The sequence below is a fragment of the Pseudomonas sp. LB3P31 genome, assembly GCF_054897945.1.
The window spans coordinates 3,483,132-3,503,748 of sequence record NZ_CM142710.1 but is presented as its reverse complement, the minus strand read 5'-3'; the positions used below and the strand labels follow the sequence as shown (position 1 = coordinate 3,503,748).

Genomic DNA, 20,617 nt, shown 5'->3' with positions numbered 1-20,617 from the left:
GAATGGAGGGGACGTTGCAACGCCGAGCATTCTAGCCCTCTCTACGCGCCGCGCAGAGAGGGCTTTGTCGCGTGCATCAGTTCTTTTTGATCAAGCCGTAGATCACCAGCAATATCACCGCACCAACCAGCGCACCGAGGAAACCTGCGCCTTCGCCGGCGTGGTAGAAGCCCAACGCCTGGCCGCCGTAGGTGGCTGCCAGCGAACCGCCGATACCGAGCAGGATGGTCATGATCCAGCCCATGCTGTCATCGCCCGGTTTCAGGAACCGAGCCAGCAGGCCGACGATCAAGCCGATAAAGATGGTTCCAATAATTCCCATGACATTTCCCTCTGATTGAATGGCTATGCAGAAGCCTAGTCAGACTTTTGCATACTGCCATGAGAGAACGGCGGCCCCTGAATGGTTCCGCCGCTGTCAGGTGAAACTATTCGGCGATGAGCGCCTGGACCTTGATGATCTGCTGCTCGAGCGTGGCCTTGTCAGCGCAGCGCAGGTTGGCGTGACCGACCTTGCGACCCGCCTTGAACGCCTTGCCGTAGTGGTGCAGATGGCAATCGCCGATAGCGATCACTTTCTCAACGGCAGGCACGACGCCGATGAAGTTGAGCATTGCGCTCTCACCGACCTTGGCCGTCGAACCCAACGGCAGGCCGGCAACGGCGCGCAGATGGTTTTCGAACTGGCTGCACTCGGCGCCTTCAGTGGTCCAGTGCCCGGAGTTGTGGACACGCGGGGCGATTTCGTTGGCCTTGAGGCCACCGTCAACTTCGAAGAATTCGAAGGCCATAACGCCGACATAATCCAGCTGCTTGAGCACCCGACTGGAATAATCTTCGGCCAGGCTCTGCAGTGGATGGTCGGTACTGGCAACGGACAGCTTGAGGATGCCGCTGTCATGGGTGTTGTGCACCAGCGGGTAGAACTTCGTTTCGCCATCGCGTGCACGCACGGCGATCAGCGAGACTTCGCCGGTGAACGGCACAAAACCTTCCAGCAGGCAGGCCACGCTGCCCAGCTCGGCGAACGTATCCACGACATCTTCAGGTTTGCGCAGGACTTTCTGACCCTTGCCGTCGTAACCCAGCGTGCGGGTTTTCAGCACGGCAGGCAGGCCAATGGCAGCCACTGCAGCGTCCAGGTCGGCTTGCGACTGGATGTCGGCGAAGGCCGGGGTCGGAATGCCCAGGTCCTTGAACATGCTCTTCTCGAACCAGCGATCACGAGCGATGCGCAGGGCTTCGGCACTCGGGTAGACCGGGACGAATTGCGAGAGAAATGCCACGGTTTCAGCCGGCACGCTTTCAAATTCGAAGGTGACCAGGTCGACTTCATCCGCCAGCTGGCGCAGGTGGTCCTGATCGCCGTAATCGGCCCGCAGATGCTCACCCAACGCGGCTGCGCAAGCATCCGGCGCCGGGTCCAGGAAAGCGAAGTTCATGCCCAGCGGGGTACCCGCCAATGCCAACATGCGACCCAACTGGCCGCCACCGATTACACCGATCTTCATCGTCAACAACCTCAGGCGATGCGTGGGTCTGGATTTTCCAGGACGCTGTCTGTCTGCTCAGCACGGAAAGTTTTCAGCACCGCGTGGAACTGCGGGTGCTTGGCGCCCAGGATGCTCGCCGAGAGCAACGCTGCGTTGATCGCACCGGCCTTGCCGATGGCCAGGGTGGCAACCGGAATGCCCGCAGGCATCTGCACGATGGACAGCAGCGAATCGACGCCCGAAAGCATCGACGACTGCACCGGTACGCCCAGCACCGGCAGGTGCGTCTTGGCCGCACACATGCCCGGCAAGTGGGCCGCGCCGCCGGCACCGGCGATGATCACCTCGATGCCACGCGCTTCGGCCTCTTCGGCGTACTGGAACAGCAGGTCCGGGGTGCGGTGGGCAGAGACCACTTTCACCTCGTAAGGGATGCCGAGCTTTTCCAGCATATCGGCGGTGTGGCTAAGGGTGGACCAATCGGACTTGGAGCCCATGATCACGCCAACCAATGCACTCATCGTCGTGCCTCTTCTCTCTGGGCGCCCGCAGGCGCATCAAAAAACAACAAGCCACGCAAAAATGCGTGGCTCGATTGTATGAATTATGGCCAGTCAAGCCGGCCGAAGGCCGCGCAGTATACCTCACTGAAGCAGATAAACAGCACCCGTAACGACCATCTGTCATGGAAACGCCAAAAGCACGGGATGTTGACTGCGCAGTCAACTTGACATCGACCCTGATCAGCTATTAACAGCAACTAATTGGAGACCACACTAAGTCATTTAAATAGTCTCGCTAGTTCAAGATTGGTAACCAGCGCAATACTTGAAACAGTTTTAAGCTCGATTACACAACGAACGGCAGGTAATTTTGACGAACACGAACCTCCACAAGGAATCAATAATGAAAAAACCAATTACAATCATGGTCGTTATTCATAACGACCTTCAAGACTATTCCCGAGAAAAGTTGTACGACGATCATTTCAGTTGGCTCCAGACTGAATTAGAGGACATTTCCGGACGCCCGGTATTCATACACATGTCCGACAAGAATGACGTGCCTGAGCTCTCTGACTACAGTTACAGGAACACCGACGTAGGCGCTGCTGCGGAAGGCTGGAAACAAAAAACAGGCGATCTACACAATTCGATGTCGCAACAGCAAAGCTTCCATAGCGGCTTGGTAAAAATTCTTTTGCTAACCCGAAATAACGTCGATGAAACGCTATGGGGCCTCCTTGGGAGTGTCGGGGGCGTAACGTTTATGAAAAGCTACGCTGGCATCGCTGCCATTACTTCTCGCCAGGCAGCCGCACATGAAATAGGACATATGCTTGGCGCAACCCATGAAGACAGTGAAGTGCATTACGATGGCTGGTGGAAAGACAGCGTAATGCTGGCTGATCAAGGCTCTCAATTCCGCGGGAACAGCGATAGATTCAGCGACAAAAACCGACAAAATATTCGCGACTATCTCGCAAAGTTTCCGTAACTGCCTGAATGGGGCTTAATCATGCTCCGCTCGCAGCACCACCTTCCAGTTTGCGCCACAACAACCGTACATTCGCTTTGCGCACCAGCGCACAACGATACAACCGGATCTCCAACGGAACATGCCACTGCGGGCCACCGCACACCACCAGCTCCCCGCGCGCCAATTCGGCGCGCACGCTGAGTTGCGGCACCCAGGCGATCCCCAGGCCTTCCAGCGCCATGCTCTTGAGGCTGTCGGCCATGGCCGTCTCATAGATGGTAGTGAAACGCAGCGCGCGCTGACGCAGCAGCATGTTGACCGAGCGCCCGAGGAATGCCCCGGCGCTGTAGGCCAGTAGCGGCACACTGCCTTCGCCTTCCAGGTCGAACAGCGGCTTGCCGTTGGCATCGGCGGCGCAGACCGGGAGCATTTCGGTCTGGCCCAGGTGCAATGAGGGGAAAATCTCCGGGTCCATCTGCATCGCGGCGTCGGGGTCGTAGAACGCCAACATCAGGTCGCATCCACCTTCGCGCAACGCATGCACTGCGTCGCCGACGTTGGTGGCGACCAGGCGCGTGGCAATGTTCAGGCCTTCGTTGCGCAGCTGCGCGATCCAGCGCGGAAAAAAGCCCAGGGCCAGAGAATGCGCGGCAGCCACTTGCATGACCTCGCCCTGCCCGCCTTCCAGGTGATGCAGGTGGCGCAGTACCTCACCCAGTTGCTCGACCACAGTGCGCGCGGTAACCAGAAACAACTGTCCTGCGGCAGTCAGTTCGATCGGCGTGCGCGAGCGATTGACCAGCTGCAGGCCCAGCGCAGTCTCCAGGCTGCGGATCCGCCGGCTGAAAGCTGGCTGCGTTACAAAACGGCGTTCGGCGGCCTGGGAGAAGCTACGGGTGGCGGCCAGGGCACTGAAATCCTCGAGCCATTTACTTTCCAGATTCATCAAGTCCTCCCGGATACGCACCAATTTAGGTCACACGCTCGTCACAAACACGGCGTCACATCTGCATTATGCCGAATTTGCATAGGCCAGTGCTTAACAGCATTGGCCGAAATTCCTCCACAAGCCTAGCATTTGCAGTGTTCCGGCACAGACCGGGTCCATATCGAGATGATTTCTATCATGTCCTCCGCTGCATCTTTCCGCACAGAAAAAGACCTGCTTGGCGTACTCGAAGTACCAGCTCAAGCGTATTACGGCATCCAGACCCTGCGAGCGGTGAATAACTTCCGTCTCTCCGGCGTTCCGATTTCGCATTACCCGAAGCTGGTAGTCGGCCTGGCAATGGTCAAACAGGCCGCCGCTGACGCCAACCGCGAGTTGGGTCACCTGAGCGAAGCCAAGCACGCTGCCATCAGCGAAGCCTGTGCACGATTGATCCGCGGTGATTTCCACGACGAGTTCGTGGTGGACATGATCCAGGGCGGCGCTGGCACTTCAACCAACATGAATGCCAACGAAGTCATCGCCAACATCGCGCTGGAGGCCATGGGTCACCAGAAGGGCGAATACCAATACCTGCACCCGAACAACGACGTGAACATGGCGCAGTCGACCAACGACGCCTACCCGACCGCGATCCGTCTGGGTCTGCTGCTGGGTCACGATGCGTTGCTGGCCAGTCTCGACAGCCTGATCCAGGCGTTCGCCGCCAAAGGCCAGGAATTCAGCCACGTACTGAAGATGGGTCGTACCCAGCTGCAAGACGCTGTGCCGATGACCCTGGGTCAAGAATTCCGCGCTTTCGCCACCACGCTGGGCGAAGACCTGGCGCGTCTGAAGACACTGGCTCCTGAGCTGCTAACCGAAGTGAACCTGGGCGGCACCGCGATTGGCACCGGCATCAACGCCGACCCACGCTACCAACTCCTGGCCGTTCAGCGTCTGGCACTGATCAGCGGTCAACCGCTGGTTCCAGCCGCCGACCTGATCGAAGCCACCTCCGACATGGGTGCCTTCGTGCTGTTCTCCGGCATGCTCAAGCGCACCGCCGTGAAGCTTTCGAAGATCTGCAACGACCTGCGCCTGCTGTCCAGCGGCCCGCGCACCGGCATCAACGAAATCAACCTGCCGGCACGTCAGCCAGGTAGCTCGATCATGCCCGGCAAGGTCAACCCGGTGATCCCGGAAGCAGTGAACCAGGTGGCGTTCCAGATCATCGGCAACGACCTGGCCCTGACCATCGCGGCCGAAGGCGGCCAGCTGCAACTGAACGTGATGGAGCCGTTGATCGCGTTCAAGATCTTCGACTCCATCCGCCTGCTGCAACGGGCCATGGACATGTTGCGCGAGCACTGCATCGTCGGCATCACCGCCAACGAAGCGCGCTGCCGCGAACTGGTCGAGCACTCGATCGGCCTGGTTACCGCGCTGAACCCGTACATCGGCTATGAAAACGCTACCCGCATCGCCCGTATCGCCCTCGAAAGCGGCCGCGGCGTGCTGGAACTGGTGCGCGAGGAAGGCTTGCTCGACGACGAAATGCTCGCCGATATCCTGCGCCCGGAAAACATGATCGCTCCACGCCTGGTCCCGCTTAAAGCCTGACCCCGACGCGTAATTTGCAGCACCGCTCACCAGGTCGAGGGACTAGACACCTCTCACCTTTTGAGGGCTTGGGGATTTGATCCCCAGGCCCTTTTTTTTAACTTTTGCAGGCTCGCGTGCCTGAATCGACTTCCGTGGGAGCAAGGCTTGCCCGCGATGACATCCTCAAGATCGCCATCGCGGGCAATCCTTGCTCCCACAAGAGAGGGAACCTCGAATCGTCGCTCGCACCACAACTGTGCAGACTGGCGCAGCACTGATCGGTATAGTGCCGCCCCTCTTCGCATGAGAGGTCGTCGGTAACGAGGCCCAAACCCATGCGAAACCCGACCTAATAACAAACCCGCGATTTGGAACCGGGACGGAATCATCGCCTCGCCTGTTTTGCCGTGTGCAAACCGGTGTAACTCGATGTTTCAGCCCCGCCCAGCATTTGCCTACACAACAAACAGCGAGGAATAAGCCATGCTCGAAGTCATCAACGACTTCCTCTCAGGGAAAGTACTGATCGTGCTCATTGTCGGGCTCGGTAGCTACTTCACGATCCGCTCGCGTTTCGTCCAACTGCGCCACTTCTTCCACATGTTCGCGGTGTTCCGCGACAGCCTTAAAAGCAGCGCTGGCCAGCTCAGCTCGTTCCAGGCGCTGATGCTCAGCCTTGCCGGCCGCGTCGGTGCAGGCAACATCGCCGGTGTCGGCATCGCCGTGACCCTCGGGGGCCCGGGTGCGGTGTTCTGGATGTGGGTGACCGCGCTGGTCGGCATGTCCAGCAGCTTCTTCGAATGCTCCCTCGGCCAGCTCTACAAGCGCTGCGACTCCGAAGGCCAGTACCGTGGCGGCCCGTCCTACTACATCCAGCACGGCCTGCAGAAACGCTGGCTGGGCATGATCATGGCGTTCCTGCTGCTGATCACCTTCGGCTTCGCCTTCAACGGCCTGCAATCCCATGCGGTCACTCACTCGCTGAACAACGCCTTTGGCCTCGACACCACCTACACCGGTATCGGCCTGGCAGTGTTGCTGGGCCTGGTGTTCGTCGGCGGGATCAAGCGCATCGCCAAAGTGGCCGACCTGCTGGTGCCGGTGAAAACCTTGGTGTACATCGGCGTGACCATCTACGTGATCGTGCTGCAATTCGATCAAGTGCCAGGCATGTTGATGACCATCGTCAAAAGCGCGTTCGGTCTCGACCAGGCGTTCGGTGGTCTGATCGGCAGCGCAATTGTCATGGGCGTGAAGCGCGGCGTGTTTGCCAACGAAGCCGGTCTGGGCAGTGCGCCCAACGTGGCTGCGGTGGCGTCGGTCGAGCACCCGGTGGCGCAAGGCGTGGTCCAGGCGTTCAGCGTGTTCCTCGATACGTTCGTGATCTGTACCTGCACCGCCCTGCTGATCCTGCTCTCGGGCTTTTACACCCCAGGCTTCGAAGGCGACGGCATTGCCCTGACCCAGAACTCGCTGGCGGCAGTAGTGGGTGACTGGGGCCGGATGTTCATTTCCGTGGCACTGGCACTGTTTGTGTTCACCTCGATCCTCTACAACTACTACCTGGGCGAGAGCAACCTGCGCTTCCTGATCGGTGAAAACCGCAAGGCGCTGATCGGGTATCGCGCGCTGGTGCTGGTGTTGATCTTCTGGGGTGCGATCGAAAACCTCGGCACGGTATTCGCTTTCGCCGACATCACCATGACCATGCTGGCGTTCGTCAACCTGATCGCGTTGTTTCTGCTGTTCAAGGTCGGCATGCGCATCCTGCGTGACTACGATGACCAGCGCGCTGCCGGGATCAAGACGCCGGTATTCGATTCGAGCAAGTTTCCGGATCTGGACCTCGACCTGAAAGCCTGGCCAGCCAATCCCCCAGCCCCGGCCAATCAGGCGAAAGCTGAGGCGCAAGGCGTACCCGCAGCGCAACGCTGATCGGTTAAAGTGCGACAAACTGTGTAGGAGTGAGCCTGCTCGCGATGAGGGCCTGTCAGTCGGCGTTAATGCTGGCTGACAGACCGCTATCGTCGGAACGCCGCCCGGAGCAGGCTCACTCCTACATTGGGAATGCGTTCCTTCTCGGAGAACCCCATGAATTCCTCGACCTACCCCGCCGCCCAGCACGTCATGGTGCTCTACACCGGTGGCACCATCGGCATGCAGGCCAGTGCCAACGGCCTGGCCCCGGCGTCCGGTTTCGAAGCGCGGATGCGCGAATACCTGCACAGTCAGCCTGAGCTGGTGGTGCCGCAGTGGCGCTTTCGCGAGATGTCGCCGCTGATCGACAGTGCCAACATGAACCCGGCGTACTGGCAGCAACTGCGTGAAGCAGTGGTCGACGCAGTGGATGCCCAAGGCTGCGACAGCGTGCTGATTCTGCACGGCACCGACACCCTCGCCTACAGCGCGGCAGCGATGAGCTTCCAGTTACTGGGCCTGCAGGCCCGCGTGTGTTTCACCGGCTCGATGCTGCCGGCCGGTGTGACCGACAGCGATGCCTGGGAAAACCTCGGTGGCGCACTGGTTGCGTTGGGTCATGGCCTGGCGCCCGGCGTGCACCTGTACTTCCACGGAGAATTGCTGGACCCGACCCGCTGCGCGAAGGTGCGCAGTTTCGGTCGGCATCCGTTCAAGCGCCTTGAGCGTCAGGGCGGCGGTGTGAAAGCGCCTGCCTTGCCGGCGCAGCTTGGTTATGACCAGCCTAAACAGTTGGCGAAGATTGCCGTGTTGCCGCTGTTCCCTGGCATTGCTGCCGAGCAACTGGACGCTGTGCTCAACAGCGGCATTCAAGGCCTGGTGCTGGAGTGCTACGGCAGCGGCACAGGACCGAGCGACAACCCCGAGTTTCTCGCCGCACTTGCGCGAGCCCGGGATAATGGCGTGGTGGTGGTCGCGGTGACGCAGTGTCATGAAGGTGGCGTTGAGCTGGATGTCTACGAAGCGGGCAGCCGGTTGCGCGGAGTTGGCGTGCTTTCGGGGGGCGGGATGACCCGTGAAGCGGCATTCGGCAAGCTGCACGCGCTGCTGGGTGCGGGGCTCGATACCGCTGAAGTGCGGCGCCTTGTAGAACTCGACCTCTGCGGCGAGTTGAGCTGACACCACTCAAAATCCTGTGGGAGCGGGCTTGCTCGCGAAAGCGGTTTAACATCCAGCATTGATGCAAGCTGACACTCCGTATTCGCGAGCAAGCCCGCTCCCACAGGTTTACCGCCCGGCATGCAACTTGCTGGGTTCCAGCGGTCCCCAGGCTGGAACATCCCATGCTCCACTCCCACCTCACCACCCTCAACGCTGTTTCCCTTGTGCTCAACGCCTTCAAGGCCGACGGCCTGCCTAGCGAAGCCCTGCTCGCCGGCAGCGGTATCAGCGTGGCGGATCTGCACCGGGCGGATACGCGTATTACCACCAACCAGGAGATGCAGGTCTGCGCTAATGCGGTCGCGCTGAAACGGGACATCGGCCTGGAACTGGGCCGGCGGATGCATGTTTCATCCTACGGCATGCTCGGTTATGCTTTGCTCACCAGTGCCACCTTCGGTGACGCTTTGCGCCTGGCGATGCGGTATCCGGCGCTGTTGGGAACACTTTTCGAGCTGAGGCTGGAAGACGATGGCGAACGCACCTGGTTCGTCGCCGCCGATTACCGCGAGAACCCGGCATTGGCAGTATTCAATGCCGAGTTCTGCCTGGTGTCGCTGAAAGTCATCTGCGATGACCTGCTCGGACATCCGCTGCCGTTGCTCGCCGCCCGCCTGGAACATGCGGCGCCAGACTATCAGGCCACCTACGCCGAACACTTCAACTGCCCGCTGCACTTTGCCGCGCGAGACAACGCGTTCGCTTTCGACAAGCGCTGGCTGGAGCATCCCCTTCCCCTTGCAGACACCATCACCCATCAGGCCATGGCCGAACGCTGCCGCAAACAGAACCTCGAGTTCACGGGGCGGCAAGCGTGGCTCGGGCGAATCCGGCAGTTGCTTCGTGCGCAACTGAATGCAGCGCCGGGACTGGAAGGTCTGGCGCAGCAGATGAATTGTTCAGCGCGCACATTGCGTCGCCATCTCAAGGAACTCGGGTGCAGCTATCAGGAACTGCTCGACGAGTTACGCTTCGAGCAGGCCAAGCTTATGCTGTGCGAAGACCAGATGCCGATCTACCGGATCGCGGAGGCGCTGGGGTTTAGCGAGACCGCGAGTTTCCGTCATGCGTTTGTGCGCTGGAGTGGCGTGGCACCGAGTCAGTTCCGACCCTGAAACACCACAGCCCCCGGCCCCCCTTGCCCCTGGAACAGTGGAACCCTGTGGGAGCAAAGCTTGCTCGCGATTGCAGCGCCGCGTGTTTACAGATAGACCGCAGCCGGCCGATCGCGAGCAAGCTTTGCTCCCACAGGGTTGGGGGTGTGGGTTGAGGGTGTGAGTTGAAAACAGAACGAGACAGGGGCGAATTTCGGTCAGTGTTTTTGGCCGTATCGATCCCCTTTTGGCCTTTTCTGCCGTTTTCCAATCACCGATAGCGGGCAAGACTGTGATCAACCGAATCAGCCTGCGGAGAACAAGAAATGCTGACCATCTACTCGGACGATCACCACCTGCACCACGGCCGCTGCGAATTGATCGACGGGCAACTCAAGCCCTGCTTTGAAATGCCTTCCCGTGCAGACCATGTCCTGCAACGAGTCCAGCACCAGAACCTCGGTCCCGTGCAAGCACCGACGGACTTCGGCCTCGAGCCAATCGCGCGTATCCATAGCCGCGACTACCTGGACTTCTTCAAGGGTGCGTGGGCGCGCTGGACTGAATTCAATACCGACGGCGACTTGCTCCCATACACCTGGCCGGCGCGTACCCTGCGGGCAATCAAGCCCACCAGCCTGCATGGCCAGCTCGGCTACTACAGCTTCGACGGCGGTGCTCCGATTACCGCCGGCACCTGGCAAGCGGCCTACAGCGCAGCGCAAGTTGCGCTGACCGCGCAGGCAGAAATCCAGCGCGGCGCCCGCAGTGCCTTCGCCCTGTGCCGCCCACCAGGGCACCACGCCGCTGGCGATTTGATGGGTGGTTATTGCTACCTCAACAACGCCGCCATCGCCGCCCAGGCCTTCCTCGACCAAGGCCACAGGAAAGTCGCGATCCTCGACGTCGACTACCACCACGGTAACGGCACTCAATCAATTTTCTACGAGCGTAGCGACGTGCTGTTCACCTCGATCCACGGCCATCCGGAAGCGGAATTTCCGTTCTTCCTTGGCTACGACGATGAGCTGGGTGAAGGCGCCGGCGAAGGCTTCAATTTCAACTATCCGCTGCCCGCAGGTAGCGGCTGGGATGCCTGGAGCGCGGCGCTGGAACAAGCTTGCAAGGAAATCGAATCCTACGGCGCCGACATTGTCGTGGTATCCCTGGGCGTCGACACGTTCAAGGACGACCCTATCTCCCAGTTCAAGCTCGACAGCCCGGATTACCTGGCGATGGGTGAGCGCATTGCCAAGCTCGGCGTACCGACGCTGTTCGTGATGGAAGGCGGTTATGCGGTGGAGGAAATCGGCGTCAACGCCGTAAACGTTCTTGAAGGCTTCGAAAGCGCTTAATGAGGAAACCAAAACAATGAACAGGCTCAAGCGTTTTATCGCGCCAGTACTGTGGCGCCAACGTGCGCGGACTCGGGCCTGGACCAAAATCAAGTCAGGCGCCTGAAGCAACGCTTGAAGAAGAGACCCGTCAACCCGCGGGTCTTTTTTTGCCTGCGGTATTTATGTACCGCCATGCTGCCCGGACCGCTCGCTACCGTCACCTGACAAGCGCTACGCATCAGCAGTGGCGCATCCCCAGTCAGGATACGGCCATGCCCGAAATCGATATCACCCCGAGCTCAGAAAATGTACTGACCCAACTGATCACCGGCCCCTTGATCCGAGAGGTCGCAGCGACGGTATTGAGTCCTGCGCTCAACGCGCTTTATCCGCGATTGAAGATTGATCCGATGCTGGCGATGGTCGTCACGCCCACCTGGATTGACACCGGTAGCGAAGTCATACCGGGCGATTACCTGTTTGAATCCCTGACTGATGTATTGGTGCGGCTCGGGTTGTCGGGTATGACGGTCACGTTTATCGATGGCGAGCATTTCCTCACACTGCAGCCCGGTAGTGAACCGCCGGCTCAACTCCCGGTGAAAATCAACGCCATCGGATCGCTGGTCAATGCGCTGGCTCCGCAGTTGTTTCTCGCTTATCAACAACAGCAACTGGATTACTGGAATCAGCTCACCAGCGCCGAGAACCCGCGCTGGCACGAGCTCTCGAAAGCGCTGCAGGACGTCTGGGGCCACAATGGGCCGACAGATTGGGACGCGGATCAGAAAGCCATGGCCCTTGCCGTGTTCGACCAACCGGACCGTGCAACACGACGCCCTCAGGACAAGTACCTGACCAAGGCCTGCCTGATCGACACCGAACGCGTTGAAGACGCCATGAGCGCCCATTTGCGGGTGCTGGACATCGCAGTGTTTGTGGGCACGCTGGGCAGCCGAACCCTGGTGCTGGCTCATTCGATTACCGACGGGTTCAGTCGCTACGACTCGGTCGCGGCATTGGGCGCGAAACTGTTCAACAACCCTGGGAGATCAACCAGCAAACTGACGCTGCAGTGGCGCCTGTTTGAACCCGAGGGCAACTTCTTCCATCACCAGGCCTGCGCACTGATTGCACTTGAGGCTGAAGCCATCGCGGCCTTCGACGCCTACTTGAACGCCGGCTCGATAAAGCTTTCCCCGCAGGTCAGTGCGGCAGCCAAAAGCTTCGCTGAATTTGAAGCCCTGCCCTCCTCGCGCTTCAACAAGGTTCAGGGACTACTGACAGACTGGATGAAAAACGCCTCGTCCGCAGAACTGACCCGCTACAGCCGACACTTGATGGACCTGGCGCAACTACGCGAGCAGGATGCCGGAAAAACCTTTGACGAAGGCATCCCGTCGCTGGCGGAATTCGCGCTGCAAACCCTGCAGGAGCAAATGGTCAAAGATTATCCGGCTGCCGCTGACCTCGATCTCAGAGACATTCAGATCAGCATCGCCAGCATCCTGGTACTGGGTGCTGTGGTGATACCCAAGACACAGACCGTCACCTTGTCCCTGGTGGACCTGGCGTTGCAAAACCTGATTGCCGAACCGCTGGGCAACAAGTCCGTGCAGTACAAAAACGGCGCATCAGTGCCCGGCTGGATGACACCTGCCTATCTTGAACAGCTCGTCACCCAGGTGGACATCGGCGCGGTTTACCCCGCGCTGATCAAGCGCAAGCTGCTCGACGACTCGCGGGAAACCTTGCGTCGGCAAGCCTTGTACCTCCGGAATCTACGCGTCCAGCTGCCACTGCAGGCGCTGCAACACAAGATGCGCGGCGAATTCGGGATTGATGAACGTGGCTACCAATACGTGATCGCGTGCATGCGTGAAAGCGACTCCAGCCGCCTGGTTGACGGCCAGGAAATCATCATTCGCCCGTTGGCCTTCGTCACCGGTGATCGCGCCGACGGCAAGGGCGATGAAGTCGCCAACATGTTCATCATTGGCCCGCGGGCTACCGATCAGGGACCGTGCCTGCTTTACCGACCCTTGCTCGTTCCGTCGCTGCTGCAATACCCCGCCGAGGCCAATCTGCTGTACGCCCTCAAGCATGCAAAACCCCTTCGCCAATCAATCCTCGCGTGGCTGGACGACGACGTGCGCTTCAACTACTCCCAGTATGTGTTTTGCGGTGAGCTGCCGTCGGCGTGGACCCTGACCCAGTTGCTGGTCGATCCCACTTCAGCGCTGGGCAAGATGGGCTCGGTGTCGCTTAGCTCCACCGCCCTGGATGACGCGTCGCTGGCGCCATTGTTCAAGGCCAATGCCAACGCGATGATCACCTTGGCAGACCGTCAATCGGTTTCCAATGCCCAGGCTCGCTGGGAAACCCTCAAGCATGGTGCGTGGATGCTGTTCAATGTCGCGTTGCCGTTCCTCGGCCGCACCGCCGGGGTTGCCGCCTGGATCTGGCAAATCATGGATGACCTGCAGGAAATCACCGATGCCGCAGAAAGCGGGGACAGCCAACCGGCCTGGTCGGCCCTGACCGACCTGCTGTTAACGCTCGGCATGGTACTGGCGCATCGCGCGGCCTCTCGCCATAAACCCCTGGCGCGGGTGGTCGAAAAAATCCCGCCACCGATCACCCCTGACATCAAGCCTGAACACGCCATCAAGGTCACTCACGCGGCCGACCTCGATCAGTTGCCCCGCTCCCATGAAACGTCTCTACACGCCACCGCCGCACTGCCGACATCATCGCTGGGCACCTTGCTCGATGAGCTGGCCATCGCCGAACCCAAAGGCATGGCGGCCGCCTCCACAGCGGTCGGCCCCTACCAGCACCTCGGTTCTCTGAGTGGAAAATGGTATGCGAAGGTCGGACTGCGCTGGTTTGAAGTCACCCTCAACGCTAACCACGACGTGCAGATCATTGATTCGCGCCAGGCCCCCACGCGCACCGGGCCGTTGCTGGTCAAGAATGCTCAAGGCGAATGGTTCATCGATACGCGCCTGCGACTCAGGGGCGGAGGCCGGGAGAAGCAGCGGCTGGAACAGCAAAACCGCCAGCGCCAGGCTGAGCTGAAGGAGCAGATGACCGAGTTTGAACGCCTCGAAAACAGTCGCGAAACCGAGCTCAAGGAAGCACAGGCAAAAGCCCAGGCGCCTGGCGCCTGGCGCCACTGCCGACCATCGCCGCCTGTACCTGGAAATGCTCGATTCGCAGATGTCATTCATCAGCACCAACATTGAACAGATGAAAGCCTTCAATGCGCGCGAAGCCATCCCCAACTACCGGAGGGCAATGGTCAGTCGCCTGGATGTGCAGCTGTCACTGGTTGAGAAATGGTTCGTCCACCAGCGCCCGATTTTTGATCGGCAAATGCGCCTGACCCTCGAGGTGCTCGATTCAGGTTCGATCGAAAACCTCCAGGACGCTCGGCAGACCTATCAGCTCATGAGTGAGCTGACCGAAAGCTACATCGAGAAAATCGAGTTCGCCCACTCGCGATTCGAACAGCTGAATCTGCTTGGCAAAGAAGCCGTTGAAGTAATCCGCGACGTCAAAACCAACATGCCGGCGTTCGATCTGCAGGACCTCAAACTGTTCCAGATCACTCTGGGCCAGGAGTTGTGCGTCGAGCCCACGGTCGCGGCCACGCATGAAGCCCGCCCGGCGCTGGAAGAAGTAGTGGAAAACGCAGTGTTGGCCATCCAGGCGTCGCTGGACCTGGTGGCAGACGACGAGGTACTGCGCTTGCCGGAGCGAATCGAAGGGCTGAGTGACCTGGTGGAACAGCTCTCGGTGTCCGACCAGCGCATCCTTGATCTGCCTGCGGAGTTTCCCGATCAGTTCCTGCAACCGTCGCTGGACCTTATGCGTGAACGAATCGAAGGATTCCAGCAGCGTACTGTGAAGCACCTGGCAAGCCTGCTGCGCGAACGCAAGGCACTCGAACCGCACGCAGGGCCCTCCCGCCTGCCAACTGCTCCGGCCAGGAAAATAATCAAGACTCGCTACAACGGTACGATGGTGGGTCAGCTGCGTGCAGACCCGGCAGCACAAGGGGCGGAGCTGGTCGATGTGACCTCGTCGCTGACGGGTAAGGTCATCACGACATTTCACGAAAAATCGCCGGGGGTCTGGGTTGAACGGGTGGCCGCAAAAGCGCCTGGCCCTGCCGTAGCCCAGCCCGATCTGCCTGCTGGCATTGTTCAGGGTCAGGCCTTGCTGGACGGACTGGAAGCATTTATCCGTCGAACAGATACCCACTCCAAAGGGGCTCGGCGCATCCCCGTTGAAATAGAGGAAATGTTCCATCAACAGGCCCTCCGAATGCAGGAGGCCGCCAGAGTAATCGAAGCAGCGTTGGTTTCCAGCAACTCCACCGACAGCGGCCCGGGCTCGGCCGTTACAGTGGTCAAGCAATTGAATGAGGGGGCGGTCAGGCTCTACGATAAGGGGCGCGAAACCCGAATCAGCATGACCAAGCTGCAGCCGCCGACGGCCGAGCGCGTTCAGTGGTTGCAGCACGAAGGCCAGGTCACCATCGTCAAGCTGACGGGCCGACGCTTGCTCAAGAACCGCAGGAAAGACTACCTCGAAGAATATGAGATCCGCGACCATGGCAGCAACAGTGTTCTGTGGTATGCCCACTTCCACTATTCGCAGCCCGCTTCGCCCGTCCAGGCGTTTACGGCGGCACACCTGAAAACTGTACAACAACGGTTGCTGGGCGGCGCGACTGAGGCGCGCAGTGCAAACGATGATATGCAGGCCATTTCCGTCTACCGCAGTGAGATCAGCCCGCGACTGGCGAACCTGCTGTTCTTCGCCAAGCCCCGGCCAGCGGCTTCAGGCTCGTAAGCCTGCACCAAACTGAAGACCCGCACTCGCGGGTCTTTTTTGGCCGGCGATATACATCTACCACCTTGCAGACAGGCCGCGCGATTACTTTCAGCGCATCAAGAGACTGTCCCGGTCTCGTCACTGTCCCAAGGTATTGCGCATGAGTTCCCACACTTCACAGCCTCAGAATGACTCGACGCCACTGGTAGAGACCAACGATCTGGTAAACCAGACCAGCCACGGCCCGGTACTCCATGAGGTGGCGTCGCAACTGCTGCGCCAGGCCTTGGACAAGGCATACCCGCAACTGCGCATCGACCCGGAACGTGCCACGCTGGGTACCCCGCAATGGTTGATAGTGGAAGACCACGTCGAGGCGGGCGCGACCCAGTTTGACTTGTTGACCACCGTACTGGTGCGCCAGAGTCTGTTTGGAACCAAGGCCAATTTTCTTGAAGGCGAGCATTTCCTCACCTTGGAGCCTGATGTCAGCAACCCCGTGCACCTCGCCGTGAGCATCGAGGAAATCGCGAAAATTCTTAACAATCTGGCGGTCATGCTGTTTGTCGAACTGCAAGTTCGGCAACTGGATTTCTGGAACGCCAAGGGGCACAAGATTGCCCGCTGGCAGGAGTTATCCGACACGTTGCGCAAGATGATGAATGTGCAGAAGGTCAAGAGCTGGGACGCAGACGAATGCGCCATGGCCCGAGAAGTGTTTCGCGATCCGGACCGCACCTCCCGTAAAAATGTGAACAGTGAATTCTCCGCCATTCAGGCCTGCCTGATCGATATCGACATTGCGGGAGAAAGCATCGATAACCATCTCCTGATCGGTGGTGCCCTGGTACTCAAGGCCACCTATCGCAAGCGCCCGTTGCTGGTGATGTACACCATCGAGCGAGCGTATGAGTCTTTCAGTTCGATGGAAGAACTGGGTAACTCGCTCCCCGAACGCCTGGAAGATCTGCCGGAAGAACATGCCCTGACATGGCGACTTCATGAGCCTGAAGGCAACATCTTCGATCACATGGCGTGGGCGCTGGTGTCATCACAACTGGATGCCATCAACGCCCTGCAGTTTCTCGACAAGACAGGCGACAAGTCTCAACCCGAGCCTGGGCTCGACCTCGAGGAAAAAGCCCGCTTCCTGCAAATCAATACTGCAATTCCTGATTGGCTGCGCAACGCGCCAGCTGGCGATATTCATGATTACAGCCGATACATCAGTGCCTTGGGTCTGTTATATCGCCGGCCTGCCAGCAAACTGGCCAGAGCCGAGATTCCGCCCATTTCCGACTATGCCCAGGGCCAGATGCGCGATGCGATCATTGCTGATCCGTCGGCAGTGGACGCTGAGGACCTTCCCCTTGATGACCTGCGGATCAAGATCACCAACAGCTTTACCACTGGCAATTTCACGCTGCCCAACCCGCTCGACCAGCACCTTGAAACACTGGCCGACTTCGCCTTGGAGAACGTAGCGCCCTATCAGGCAGCAATCTCCTTTGTGGGTGGCGAGACGGTGCCGCAATGGCTCACACCCGACCTGCTTACCACCCTGTCAGCGCGAGTTGACATCGGCAAGACCTATCCCGACCTGATCAAGCCCAGGCTGCTGGGTGATCCGGTGACCTCTCGACGTCAGGAGGATTTCTATCGCGAGCAGTTGCGCCTATTGCTGCCGATGCAGGCGCTGGAGGCCAGGTTCAAGCCAGAGACCGGCGTTGACGAACGCGGCTATCAATACGTCTGCGAATTGCTCGACAAGAATCTCGACGCCAAAACCATCGCCCTGTATCCGCTGACGCTGACTCCGCAGCATCGCCTGACCAGCACCAGCGACACCGTGGCCAATATGTTCATCATCAGCCCACGAGTAGCCCACAACGCACCCTGCCTGCTGTATCGACCGATGTTCGATGAACCCCTTCTGCAATATCCTTCAAGACAGAATTTGCTATACGCCTTGCATCAGCCAGGCGACCTCAGGGACTCGGTGCTGGCCTGGCTACCGGACAAAACTCTGAGCTTTGAATACGCCCAATATGTGTTTCCCACCGGGCTGCCGTCGCCGTGGCTGGTGGTGGAGGAACTGGTCAATCCATTTCAACATTCGGCCTCGTTCGGCCGGGCTGTCATGGAAAGCGTAGAGGTCAGCGGCGACCCGTTGTTGGCGCTGTTCAAAAGCAATGCGCAGGCGCTGGTCGATTTCGCCGATCGGCAATCGCAATCCAACGCCGAACAGCGCTGGAGTGTGTTGAAGGACAGTGCCTGGGCCCTGTTCGACATCGCCTCGAACTTCCTCAGCGGCGCGGTCGGAACTGCCGTCTGGGTCTGGCAGACCATCAACCAGATTCAGCAGGCACTCGATGCCCGTGAACGGGGAGACAGTTTCATCGAGTGGACTTCGGTGTCCGATATTTTGCTGGCGGTGGGGATCATCCTCAGCCATCACGCAGTGATGCGGCGGCAGAAGGTTTCCACCGAGCCGCGAGTTGAAAAATTGCCGACGCAGAAAGCGCCCACAGCCCGCGTTGAGCCTGTGAGCATCAAGCTCAACCCCGACGCGCTGCCTGCTGACCTTCCACTGAGCCATATTTCGGCGCTGGACCTCGCCGGCTCGGTGCCGCGTCGCACGTCGACGGCCCTGGGCGCCTATCTGGATACCCTGAAAGTCGCGGCGCCGGATCTCTCCAGCGCAAGTGTGACAAGGTTGAAGGATGCGCCCCCGCACATTTACCGGGATGCCACTCGCAACTACGCCCAAGTGGGTGAGCGGTGGTTTCATGTCCGCTTGCAAGGCGACGACGACGACGTTTACATCCTCGATCCGAATCAGCCAGAACGAACCGGGCCGAAGCTGGCGATCTCCGGTCAGGGCCAGTGGGTGCTCGACCTGCGCCTGCGCTTGCGTGGAGGTTCCGGCAATGCAATGAGTCGTCATCAGGAAGCGGCTGACCAGCAACGCCTGAGTACTCTGGATGACGCGCTGAAGTCTTTTAAACTTCTGCAAAACAGCAAGGAAGCCGAACTGACCCGGTTGCACGACGCTATCCAGCTGGCCAGTACCGAAGACTACGACGCGCAAACAGCGCTGTACGTCGAAAAACTCGACACCACTATCGACGAGTATCGCCAGGTACTGCAACAGCTCAGCGAGTGGCGCAGCCTCGGCGGAACGGAAAACTATCAGGAAGACCTGCTGCGCATGAGTATCGCGCTGCAGAGGAATCTGTCGTTGTGGTTTGTCATCAAGCGGGCCGAGTATGGGCAGGCGATCAGTGTCATGACCCGGGCCGGGCAAAAAGAAGCGGTGCCCAGGCAAACCTACGTCGACAATGTGCAAAAAGCCTCCACCCTTGGTCAGGAGATGGTGGAAAAGCTGGCCCTGTCGACCTCGACTCTTGAAGGCATGCGTGCAGCCGGAAAGTCCGGCACTGAAAGCGCGATGAAGATTCGCAAACTCACGCCTTCGTTTACCGAGCTCGACCTCAAAGCCAACGAGATCGGCATGGCTCAGGAGCTATGCCTCAATGAACTGGCCAATCCGCTGATGCAGCAAGCGCGAATTGCAGTGGGCAAGATCGTGGTCAGCGCCGCAAAGGCGGCCATTATGATCGCAGATCTGATGAAGACTAGAGGTGCGCCTCCCGACCCGCAGGTACGCATCGAGGCATTAAGCACACTGGTAGAAGTTTTCGCAGATGCCAACCAGCGCATCCGGGAACTGCCAGGCGCCTACCCCGGCATTGTCAAACAGCCCAAACTCAATCAGCTGCGCAATCTGATCGACGAGTTTTCCCTGCTGGCACAAAAGCGCCTCGATGCGTTGTTGCCGGAATCAGCGGACATAACCGAGCGGCTGACAGTTGATCGAGCGCAGCCGGGACCATCACGGCAACCGGTCAAGGTGCGCAAGACGCGGCCACGGGAGCCCGGCAAAGTCGAACCGGAAAAGACCCCCGAAGAGCCGCTCAAGCCTTTTACGCCGGCCATTTACCAGCAACCAGCTCGGAGCCTGAGTGATCAGGAAACAATAGAAACCGGCATCGAGCTGAATCTGGACACGGGTAAATTCATCGAACGTACTCGCAAGGATGCGTTGCTGCCAAGGCGCATTCCTGCCGATATTCAGGATGTGTTCGATCAGCAGGCAACGAAGCTGGAGCAAGCCGCCAAAGGCGTCGATCAAGCCGTAATCAACATCAAGGAGGCCGATGATACCGACCTCCCGGTAGGTAGCTTGAGTTCCGAGCTGAGCGCAGGCGCCATTCACCTGCGCAACGAGGGCGTCAGGGTTCGAGCCGATCTGTACACGCGGCGCAAACCGACCCAAAGCATTTTCCAGTGGATGCATGACAACGACCAAGTCGATATCAGCCGCGACCGCCGGGGTCGGATCCAGACCAAGGGGCTAGGTGATTTTTTCCAGGAATACCGGATTGCCGACAAGACCCGCAACAAACCGTTATGGGTGGCGCACTTCCACTACGACACCCTGCACAGCCTGGCAAACGCGCCCACGGCGGCGCATCTGAAGATTTCGGAGGATTACCTGAAAACCCTGGCGCCAGACCTGCAAAAGGTTCTGAACACTTTCGAACCGATCGATGGTGTATTCCGCAAGATCAGCGACCCTGCACTGCGCAAACTGTTCCTCGACCTAGAGCCGGTGGCGCAAATCGGCTCATAACC

At 59.4% G+C, this 20,617-nt stretch carries 13 protein-coding genes; 9 read left to right on the top strand and 4 right to left on the bottom strand.

Annotated elements, in window-relative coordinates; translation table 11 throughout:
- Window positions 1–76: 76 nt before the first annotated feature.
- The 3 genes from ACYZTK_RS15785 to purE form a co-directional block, all read right to left on the bottom strand.
- A complete protein-coding gene (locus ACYZTK_RS15785; RefSeq protein ID WP_462010746.1) occupies window positions 77–322 on the bottom strand; it encodes a GlsB/YeaQ/YmgE family stress response membrane protein in 246 nt (81 codons plus the stop codon).
- 106 nt (window positions 323–428) lie between these two features.
- Window positions 429–1,511, bottom strand: coding sequence for a 5-(carboxyamino)imidazole ribonucleotide synthase (locus tag ACYZTK_RS15780; protein WP_462010745.1), 1,083 nt, complete (start codon window positions 1,509–1,511; stop codon window positions 429–431).
- An 11-nt stretch (window positions 1,512–1,522) separates the two neighbouring features.
- Window positions 1,523–2,014 (bottom strand): 5-(carboxyamino)imidazole ribonucleotide mutase, encoded by a 492-nt coding sequence (gene purE / locus ACYZTK_RS15775; RefSeq protein ID WP_017341565.1) that lies wholly within the window; start codon window positions 2,012–2,014, stop codon window positions 1,523–1,525.
- Window positions 2,015–2,399: 385 nt separating this feature from the next.
- Here purE and ACYZTK_RS15770 point away from each other — a divergent pair, with 385 nt between their 5' ends.
- Complete coding sequence (locus tag ACYZTK_RS15770; RefSeq protein WP_462010744.1) at window positions 2,400–2,990, top strand: reprolysin-like metallopeptidase; 591 nt, start codon at window positions 2,400–2,402, stop codon at window positions 2,988–2,990.
- A 19-nt stretch (window positions 2,991–3,009) separates the two neighbouring features.
- On the opposite strand, the gene ACYZTK_RS15765 is transcribed toward ACYZTK_RS15770, so the two are convergent.
- Complete coding sequence (locus ACYZTK_RS15765) at window positions 3,010–3,918, bottom strand: LysR substrate-binding domain-containing protein (protein WP_462010743.1); 909 nt, start codon at window positions 3,916–3,918, stop codon at window positions 3,010–3,012.
- A gap of 180 nt (window positions 3,919–4,098) precedes the next feature.
- Here ACYZTK_RS15765 and aspA point away from each other — a divergent pair, with 180 nt between their 5' ends.
- From aspA to ACYZTK_RS15725, 8 genes are all read left to right on the top strand, one after another.
- Window positions 4,099–5,523, top strand: coding sequence for an aspartate ammonia-lyase (aspA, locus tag ACYZTK_RS15760; RefSeq protein WP_462010742.1), 1,425 nt, complete (start codon window positions 4,099–4,101; stop codon window positions 5,521–5,523).
- Window positions 5,524–5,988: 465 nt separating this feature from the next.
- The gene (locus tag ACYZTK_RS15755; protein ID WP_462010741.1) at window positions 5,989–7,440 is read left to right on the top strand and encodes an alanine/glycine:cation symporter family protein; all 1,452 of its coding nucleotides are present in this window, start codon (window positions 5,989–5,991) and stop codon (window positions 7,438–7,440) included.
- A 156-nt stretch (window positions 7,441–7,596) separates the two neighbouring features.
- A complete protein-coding gene (locus tag ACYZTK_RS15750) occupies window positions 7,597–8,601 on the top strand; it encodes an asparaginase (RefSeq protein WP_462010739.1) in 1,005 nt (334 codons plus the stop codon).
- 164 nt (window positions 8,602–8,765) lie between these two features.
- Complete coding sequence (locus tag ACYZTK_RS15745) at window positions 8,766–9,758, top strand: AraC family transcriptional regulator (protein ID WP_462010738.1); 993 nt, start codon at window positions 8,766–8,768, stop codon at window positions 9,756–9,758.
- Between the two features lie 305 nt (window positions 9,759–10,063).
- Window positions 10,064–11,092: a histone deacetylase family protein gene (locus ACYZTK_RS15740; RefSeq protein WP_462010737.1), complete on the top strand. Its 1,029-nt coding sequence runs from the start codon at window positions 10,064–10,066 to the stop codon at window positions 11,090–11,092.
- 254 nt (window positions 11,093–11,346) lie between these two features.
- Window positions 11,347–14,322: a dermonecrotic toxin domain-containing protein gene (locus tag ACYZTK_RS15735; RefSeq protein ID WP_462010736.1), complete on the top strand. Its 2,976-nt coding sequence runs from the start codon at window positions 11,347–11,349 to the stop codon at window positions 14,320–14,322.
- On the top strand, window positions 14,297–15,937 hold the full coding sequence (locus ACYZTK_RS15730; RefSeq protein ID WP_462010735.1) for a hypothetical protein: 1,641 nt from the start codon (window positions 14,297–14,299) through the stop codon (window positions 15,935–15,937). The genes ACYZTK_RS15735 and ACYZTK_RS15730 overlap by 26 nt, the downstream gene beginning before the upstream one ends.
- 142 nt (window positions 15,938–16,079) lie before the next feature.
- Entirely contained in the window at window positions 16,080–20,615 is a 4,536-nt protein-coding gene (locus ACYZTK_RS15725) for a dermonecrotic toxin domain-containing protein (RefSeq protein ID WP_462010734.1), read from the top strand.
- The last annotated feature ends 2 nt before the right edge of the window (window positions 20,616–20,617 follow it).

What these genes read in the sequence shown, in the direction of transcription:
- ACYZTK_RS15755 (WP_462010741.1), top strand. Translation starts at nt 5,989, where the DNA reads ATGCTCGAAGTCATCAACGACTTCCTCTCAGGGAAAGTACTGATCGTG.
- purE (WP_017341565.1), bottom strand. Translation starts at nt 2,014, where the DNA reads ATGAGTGCATTGGTTGGCGTGATCATGGGCTCCAAGTCCGATTGGTCC.
- ACYZTK_RS15750 (WP_462010739.1), top strand. Translation starts at nt 7,597, where the DNA reads ATGAATTCCTCGACCTACCCCGCCGCCCAGCACGTCATGGTGCTCTAC.
- aspA (WP_462010742.1), top strand. Translation starts at nt 4,099, where the DNA reads ATGTCCTCCGCTGCATCTTTCCGCACAGAAAAAGACCTGCTTGGCGTA.
- ACYZTK_RS15730 (WP_462010735.1), top strand. Translation starts at nt 14,297, where the DNA reads ATGTCATTCATCAGCACCAACATTGAACAGATGAAAGCCTTCAATGCG.
- ACYZTK_RS15745 (WP_462010738.1), top strand. Translation starts at nt 8,766, where the DNA reads ATGCTCCACTCCCACCTCACCACCCTCAACGCTGTTTCCCTTGTGCTC.
- ACYZTK_RS15740 (WP_462010737.1), top strand. Translation starts at nt 10,064, where the DNA reads ATGCTGACCATCTACTCGGACGATCACCACCTGCACCACGGCCGCTGC.
- ACYZTK_RS15765 (WP_462010743.1), bottom strand. Translation starts at nt 3,918, where the DNA reads ATGAATCTGGAAAGTAAATGGCTCGAGGATTTCAGTGCCCTGGCCGCC.
- ACYZTK_RS15735 (WP_462010736.1), top strand. Translation starts at nt 11,347, where the DNA reads ATGCCCGAAATCGATATCACCCCGAGCTCAGAAAATGTACTGACCCAA.
- ACYZTK_RS15725 (WP_462010734.1), top strand. Translation starts at nt 16,080, where the DNA reads ATGAGTTCCCACACTTCACAGCCTCAGAATGACTCGACGCCACTGGTA.
- ACYZTK_RS15770 (WP_462010744.1), top strand. Translation starts at nt 2,400, where the DNA reads ATGAAAAAACCAATTACAATCATGGTCGTTATTCATAACGACCTTCAA.
- ACYZTK_RS15780 (WP_462010745.1), bottom strand. Translation starts at nt 1,511, where the DNA reads ATGAAGATCGGTGTAATCGGTGGCGGCCAGTTGGGTCGCATGTTGGCA.
- ACYZTK_RS15785 (WP_462010746.1), bottom strand. Translation starts at nt 322, where the DNA reads ATGGGAATTATTGGAACCATCTTTATCGGCTTGATCGTCGGCCTGCTG.